Origin of the sequence: Streptomyces sp. NPDC051020 (assembly GCF_040683105.1) — a bacterium.
Classification (GTDB): Bacteria; Actinomycetota; Actinomycetes; order Streptomycetales; family Streptomycetaceae; genus Streptomyces.
In genome coordinates this window covers 1-6,641 of the sequence record NZ_JBFBCG010000167.1, presented here as the reverse complement: position 1 = coordinate 6,641, position 6,641 = coordinate 1, and the positions used below count along the sequence as shown (strand labels likewise).

The window sequence follows — 6,641 nt, the reverse complement described above, 5'->3', positions numbered from 1 at the left end:
CCGTCCGCTTCGCCATCTGGGACCAGATCACCGGCGTCACCGGCCGGCCCACCACGGCCTGACCCCAGGCCCGGACCACAAGCCCACCACGCCCCAACGCGCCGTCAGGCACCAACACACCCAACAACGTGACAGCGCCGGTCGACCCACTCGGCCGCGGTGGCGAACGCGACGCGGTGGCCGGCCTGGCAGGCCCTGACCCCCAGGCCGATGGCCAGGTGCGTCTTGCCCGTGCCGGGCGGCCCCAGGAAGACGACGTTCTCCTTGGCCGCGATGAAGTCCAAGGTTCCCAGGTGGGACAGCTGCTCGCGCGTCAGGCCGCGCAAATAGGCGACGTCGAGTTCCTCGATCGTCTTGATCGCGGGGAAGCGGGCGGCGCGTACTCGTGCCTCACCGCCGTGCGATTCGCGGGCGGCGACCTCGCGCTGGAGGCAGGCGACGAGGTATTCCGGGTGGGTCCAGGACTCTTGGCGGGCCCGTTCGACGAGTCGGTCGGCGGCGTCCAGCAGGGCCGGGGCCTTCAGGGCCCGGGCTGGCTGGTGCGTCGCCCGGCCGGGGGCTTGCCGACGGGCTGGGCCAGCACGGACTCGCCGTCGACGGTGGGGGTGCGGGCCATTTAGATCGCCTCCTTGTCGCCGCCGCCGTCGATGACGGTGAACAGCCGGTCATAGGTGCCCAGCTCCCGCTGTTCGACCTCGACCAGCGGGCCGCCGCCGGAGCTGACGGCCTGAATCTGACCCGTCTGCCGGCGCCGTGCCTGATGGCGCATCATTGTTCCGGCCTCGGCGTGTTCGGGATCGGTGATGGTCTGGTGGCGGGCCCAGCAGCGGACGTGCTGGGCGGCGATCTCGCCGCCGGTGGTCAGGACGATGACCTGCTCGTTGTCGGTCAGCACGGTGACGTGGTGGCCGATCGCGGCGGGGTCGACGGAGTAGTCGCAGGTGTCGACGCGAACGTAGTGGTCCCGGCCCAGCCGGGTGGAAAACCGCCACCAGGTCGGCGGGTCGACCGCCGGCAGGGTGAGCATCTGGGCCCGGTCCGCCTCCCACCGGTCGACCGGCCGGGCGCCCAGGGTCCGGTGGACACGTCGGTTGGCGACCTTCAGCCAGGCATCGAGCTGGGTGTTGAAGTCGTCCGGGCCGCTGAAGTGCCGGCCGGGCAGGAACGAGGTCTCCAGATAGCCGTTGGCCCGCTCCACCAGCCCTTTCGCTTCCGGATCCCGCGGCCGGCAGAGGTAGATCTTGGTGGCGAGCAGGCCCGCGAACGCGGCAAACTCGCTGGTGGGACGGCCGCGGCCGACGCCGGCCTCGTTGTCCCAGACCAGCGTCTTGGGGACGGCGCCCCACTGCGACAGGAGCCGCCAGTGACCGTCGATCAGGTCGCCGGTCCTCCTGGAGGGCAGCATCCTCGCGGCGATCACCCGCGAATACCCCGACACCATCACCAGCACCGGCGGCCGGCCGGTCTGCCCATAGCCCAGCGGGATCTGGACGTCCGGGAACCACAGGTCGCACTGGGCCAGCTCACCGGGCCGATAGGTCGTCCGGGACACCGGGTCGACCGGGAGATAGGCGGGCCGAAGGTCACGGATGCGGTCCTTGAGGATCGTCATACCCCGGTCCCAGCCGATCCGCTCGGCGATCACCGTCGCGGGCATCGTCGGTGTCTCCCGCAGCAGTTCCCGGATCTGCACCTCGACCGCGTCGACCACCGAGCCCTTCGCCGGCCGCTCGTACTTCGGCGGCCGGTCGTCGGCCAGGGCCCGCTTGACCGTGTTCTTCGAGATGCCCAGATGTCGAGCAATCGCCCGGATCGGCATCTGCTCAGCCCGGTGCAGCCGACGGATTTCTGCCCAGTCCTCCACGAGGATCACCCTTCCTCCTGACCTTGATCGCCAAGGCCAGAGTCAGACGAAGATCACCAAGTGGGTCACTTTTGATACGCCGTCAGATGGTCAGAGTTCGGCCGTCGTCGAGACACCACCCGCTGTGCGAGTGGTGTAGGTGCCGAACCGCATGATGTGGTCGGTCAGGTACGGGCTGATCGCGGCCAAGTCCTCGCCAGTGATCTGCCATCCCTCCGCCTGCGGATCCCGGACGACGTTCATGAGGTCCAGGGTCGTATGGAAGATCACACAGTTGGCGAGCAATGAGGTCAGCTTCACCGCCTTCTCCTGCTCGACCGGGCCGTTCTCGGCGATCACCCCACCGTTGCAGAATGCGATCTCTCGGTTTTGGGACAGTGGTGTGAGAGACAGCCGGTGTTGATGTGGTGATGTTCAGTGGCTATTTGGCTTTGTTCACGAGAACCGAGAACCGACAGCACATGGACATGAGATTGGGCAGCACTCGAAGCACTGCAGAAATCGAACTGGTCATGGCTTCGGGCAGCGTGGGCCCCTGCCGAGTTGGCAAGGGCCCACGGCACAAGCAGCAGAGGAGCGCCGGGACCTGTTGTCAATTCCTTTGTGTATGTCGAGGTATGGCTTCTTGCTGGTCGGGCCCCGTGGGGCGGTTACTCGGTGTGCTCTTGCGGGTCAGAGTGGGAGGCGGTCAGGGAAGGCGAGCATGAAGTGGTTCATGACGCGCTTCCAGCCGAGGGTTCCGGTGCCGCGGACGCGGCCCCGGGGGATGGGGCCGTCGCCGTCGATGTGACGGCCTTCGTGGTCGGTGGCCGGCCGGCCCTGCTCCGGCGCTTGCTGTAGTCCCACCGGCGCGCCACGAGCCTTCGATGCCACGCCAGCACGGTGCCCGGGGTCACCGGGAACACCTGCGCCCAACGACGCCGGGGTATCAGCGAGGACAACGCCGCGAACCACAGCCGGTCCGCCGGCTCGTAGCGCACCGGACCTGCAAGTTGCCTGCGCAGCACCGCGTTCTCGTGCCGCAGGACAAGAAGTTCGGCGTCCTTGGCCACCTGCCGACGCAGCAGCAACACCGGGACCGACAACAGCTTCCTCGTCACCCGATAGACCAGCAAGACAATCACCCGCGGCATCGTCCCACGCGACCCTGAGCGCCACCAGACCCCCTACGACCTGCAGCGACGCATTTCTGAACGGCGCAGGGCGGAGGTCTGTGTCGTGCCGTCAGCCCCGCTGGTGCGGACCGGCCGGCGTGTATTGCTCGGCCTGCTGCCAGCTCGCGGGGATGCCGAGCGCGGTGGGGGCGTCCGCGATCCCCGCGCCCAGGCGGGGGTCGGCGCCGGGCAGGGGCCGGCAGGCGGTGCGCACCAGCAGGTACAGCAGGTCGGCGCGGGCCGCGGTCCGCGGTACCGCCTGGGTGCGCAGATGGTCGTGGTGGGCGAGCAGCAGCGCCGCCAGCCCGGTGACGTGGGCGGCGGCGATCGCCGTGCCGTCCACCGCGGCATAGCCGTCACCCAGGCTGGTGGTGATGACCGCCGCGCCGGGCGCGACCAGGTCCACTCCCGGACCGGTGGGGGTGAACGGGGCCGGGTAGGGGCCGGCGGGCCACGGCGGCTGCACCCAGGTGAGCGGGCTGCTCACGGGATAGGTGCCGGTGTGCGCGATCGCCCCCACCGCCAGCACCCCCGGCAGGGTAGCCAGCTGAGTGAGGGGGCCGGCGGTGTCTCCCGCCGGGGCGATGACCGTGGTGCCGGCGGCGTGCGCATCGGCGAGTTTCCAGGCGGCCAGCTGGGACTGTACGGGATAGGCGAGGCTGATCTGGGCGATGTCGATGTCGTGGGTGATGCAGTAGTCGACCGCCTCGAGCAGGTCGCTGAGGTGCCCGCCGGGGAACAGCTTCAGCGCATGCACCTCGGCCTCCGCCGCGATCCCGGCGATGCCGGCGTTGTTGTCCGCCGCGGCGATGATGCCGGCGCACCGCGTGCCGTGCCCGGTCACATCGAGGCCCCAGGTGCCGTTGCCGGCGCCGGTGAAGTCGTGCCCGTGCTGGACGGGGTCCTTCAAATCGGGGTGGGCGGTGTTCACCCCCGAATCGAGCAGCGCGATCTTGATGCCGTGGCCGCGGTAGGTCGGCGGGATCTGGTTGAGCCGCATTGCCTGTGCACCCCAGCCGGTGAGCGCCTTGCCGGGGAAGCCCTCGAAGGTGTCCGACAGGGCCTGCACCGTAACTACCGCCTCGCCGTTGTCGGCGGGTTGGGGGGTGCCGGTGCGGGCCGGCCAGTAGTCGGCCACCGGGCGGACGTAGAGCGCCTGGAGCGTTTCGGGGGTGTCTGCGGCCAGGGTCATGGTGACGCGTCCGTCCTGGCCGGTGACTCCGTGGACCGGGCCGCCGGTGCCGATGGCCCACACGTGCGCGCCGGCCACCGCGTCCCCGTCACTGCCCACCACCCGCAGGGTGAGATGTTCGGGCTCCTCCAGGGTGACCGCCAGCATCGGGTCCACTACCGGCATCGGGCCGACACCCACCGGCGGGGTGGGGGTGTAGGACAGCGGCTGGTCGATCTCCACGACCACCTGCGGGTTCCCGGCCAGGGCGCGGGCCCGCTCCTGGGGCATCTTCACGACCGCGACCGGGGGGCAGGCCGGATGCGGCTCCGCAATCGCCCCCAACCCGCGGGAACGGGACGGCTGCACCTGCGCCACGGGTTCCACATCGGGGTCCTCCTCCAGCAGCTTGAACAGCGCCGAGGCCTCAATCGGCGGCACCCCACCGGCAAGCAGCCCCAACGGCCGGGGTGCCACCAGATAGCGGCCCCACCCCGCCCGCACACCCCGACCCTGGTACCCCAGCGCATGCGCCTCCCCGCCCATCCGTTCGGCCGGCTCACCTGCCCCGCCCGCAGCCGCCGGCTGCCCGGCCTCACCCGCCGTGTCCTGCGCACGCGGGGTCTTCCCGCCCTTGCCGTTGCCCGGCTTCACACCGTTGCTGCCCTGCTCACGCATTCAGTCAACCGCCATCTCAACCTAAAGCTTCGTCGTACGCCCCGGATCTTCAGTGGCTGGCCGGGAAGCGGGCGTCCATGAGCTCCCCGGCCAGCGGCCCGCCGCGCCTTTGCCTCGCCCCGCCGCGGCATCCGGCCAGGCAAGGCCCGCCTCCCCACACGGGAGGGAGGACGAGCGCTACCCGGGCGGGTGTCTCACATGCCCAGAGGCGACAGCTGCCCGTACTGCGGCTGCTGCCCGAACATCCCCTGGCCCGGGAACTGTCCCTGGCCAGGGAGCTGGCCGAACTGGCCCTGCGGCTGCATGCCCGGGAACTGGCCGAACTGCTGCTGGCCCTGCTGGCCCTGCTGGCCCTGCTGGCCCTGCTGGCCCTGCTGCACCAGCGTCAGGATCGCAATAGGCAGCGCCTGCTGCACGGACTGCTCCACAGCGCTCCGCACGCCCTGGAGCAGGGTGTGGTGCAGCGCGACAGCCAGGTACGGGTGCGCCTGGTGGGCCAAGCCCTGCTGCTGCAGCTGCTGCTGGACCTGCTGCAGCTGCTGCAGCGTCTGCTGCAGACGCTGCGCCACCTGCTGGCTCGCCTGCTGGCAAGCCTGCTGGATCGACTGCTGGACCACCTGCGCGATCTGCTGCTGCGGCTGGCCGATCTGGCCCCAGGGCTGCTGCTGGCCGAACAGCTGCTGCTGGTTGTACGGCTGCTGGGTCTGCGGCTGGCTGATCTGCTGGGGGGTGTAGACGGACATGCGGAACTCCTCCTTGAGCCTGGCGGATGCACACGATGAACGGCGCGCCGAGAAGCCCGGCCGCCGCCACCGAGCAGCAAACCACCAACCGACCAAGAACACATTCCGGGACATACCGCCAAGCGGGGAGCCACGTCCCGGTCGCGTTGACGATCGCCGCAGTCACGGCATCCGCTCTGCTCACAGACGTGTCGACCAGACAGGAGGAGTGGGTGGCCGCAGCAGGCCGCCGGGCGCAGGCTGGAACCATGAGCGTGGACCTCTCCCGAGGCACTCATGGTGCACTGCTGCCGTTGCTCGCGCCGTTGCTCGCGGTGATCGGCCCGCCGCCCAGGCCGGAGACCGAGGCTGAGTACGCCTACGAAACGCTCTTCAACGGTGCCCGGGTCATCGCCCATCTGCCCGGGGACGGAAGCCTGCGGCTTCTGTCCCAGGCCGGGATGGACGTCGCCGCCCAGTACCCCGAACTCAAGGCGCTGTCCGGCCTGCTGCCCGGACCACAGGCGGTCCTCGACGGAGAGATCATCGCCCTCGACGGCGTGGGGCGGCCGTCGGTGGAGCGGTTGCGGCAACGGATGAGCCTGCACCACCCCGAGACGGTCACCCACGCCCTCGAAGACCTGCCCGTCCGGCTGATGCTCTACGACAGGCACTGTCACGTTGGCTGGCCGGGTGGGATGATCTTCGGATTGATCATGGTGGAGGGGGATCCCCGTGGGCAGTACGCCGCCGTCGTGCAAGGGGCACCGGTACCCGGTCGAGGTGATCTCCCACTGCGTGTGGCTGTACTTCCGCTTCCCGCTCAGCTTCCGCGAGGTCGAGGAGCTGATGCTGCAGCGCGGCGCGCTCGTCTCCTACGAGACAGTGCGCCGCTGGTGTCTGAAGTTCGGCCAGGCCTACGCGAACGGCCTGCGCCGCCGGCGGCCCCGGCCCGGGGACAAGTGGCTCTACCTTCTTGCCCGGGTTGGTCCTCCCGTTCGTAGGGTGAGGGCACCCAGGGGAGCTGGGTGTGGCTGACAAGTGGCTGCCGT

Annotated in this window: 6 protein-coding genes and 2 pseudogenes; 2 read left to right on the top strand and 6 right to left on the bottom strand. The window is 70.0% G+C overall.

What is annotated here, in order from left to right; genetic code table 11:
* Positions 1–104: 104 nt before the first annotated feature.
* The 6 genes from AB0N06_RS37755 to AB0N06_RS37730 all read right to left on the bottom strand — a co-directional run bounded on the left by AB0N06_RS37755 (position 105) and on the right by AB0N06_RS37730 (position 5,610).
* Complete coding sequence (locus AB0N06_RS37755) at positions 105–506, bottom strand: ATP-binding protein (protein ID WP_366139199.1); 402 nt, start codon at positions 504–506, stop codon at positions 105–107.
* Positions 507–616: 110 nt separating this feature from the next.
* Complete coding sequence (istA, locus tag AB0N06_RS37750) at positions 617–1,873, bottom strand: IS21 family transposase (protein WP_366139197.1); 1,257 nt, start codon at positions 1,871–1,873, stop codon at positions 617–619.
* Positions 1,874–1,954: 81 nt separating this feature from the next.
* Entirely contained in the window at positions 1,955–2,224 is a 270-nt protein-coding gene (locus AB0N06_RS37745; RefSeq protein WP_366139198.1) for a Tn3 family transposase, read from the bottom strand.
* Between the two features lie 353 nt (positions 2,225–2,577).
* Positions 2,578–2,988, bottom strand: coding sequence for an integrase (locus AB0N06_RS37740; RefSeq protein ID WP_366139196.1), 411 nt, complete (start codon positions 2,986–2,988; stop codon positions 2,578–2,580).
* A gap of 100 nt (positions 2,989–3,088) precedes the next feature.
* Positions 3,089–4,867 (bottom strand): S8 family serine peptidase, encoded by a 1,779-nt coding sequence (locus AB0N06_RS37735; protein WP_366139195.1) that lies wholly within the window; start codon positions 4,865–4,867, stop codon positions 3,089–3,091.
* Between the two features lie 194 nt (positions 4,868–5,061).
* Positions 5,062–5,610: a hypothetical protein gene (locus AB0N06_RS37730; protein ID WP_366139194.1), complete on the bottom strand. Its 549-nt coding sequence runs from the start codon at positions 5,608–5,610 to the stop codon at positions 5,062–5,064.
* A gap of 26 nt (positions 5,611–5,636) precedes the next feature.
* Between AB0N06_RS37730 and AB0N06_RS37725 the strand changes: the two are divergent.
* Positions 5,637–6,245 (top strand): annotated as a pseudogene (locus AB0N06_RS37725) (hypothetical protein); the annotation flags it as partial.
* A gap of 79 nt (positions 6,246–6,324) precedes the next feature.
* Positions 6,325–6,501, top strand: a pseudogene (locus AB0N06_RS37720) (IS6 family transposase); the annotation flags it as partial.
* Between the last annotated feature and the right edge of the window lie 140 nt (positions 6,502–6,641).

Excerpts from the sequence above, each read along its gene's own strand:
- AB0N06_RS37735 (WP_366139195.1), bottom strand. The coding sequence starts at position 4,867 with ATGCGTGAGCAGGGCAGCAACGGTGTGAAGCCGGGCAACGGCAAGGGC.
- AB0N06_RS37730 (WP_366139194.1), bottom strand. The coding sequence starts at position 5,610 with ATGTCCGTCTACACCCCCCAGCAGATCAGCCAGCCGCAGACCCAGCAG.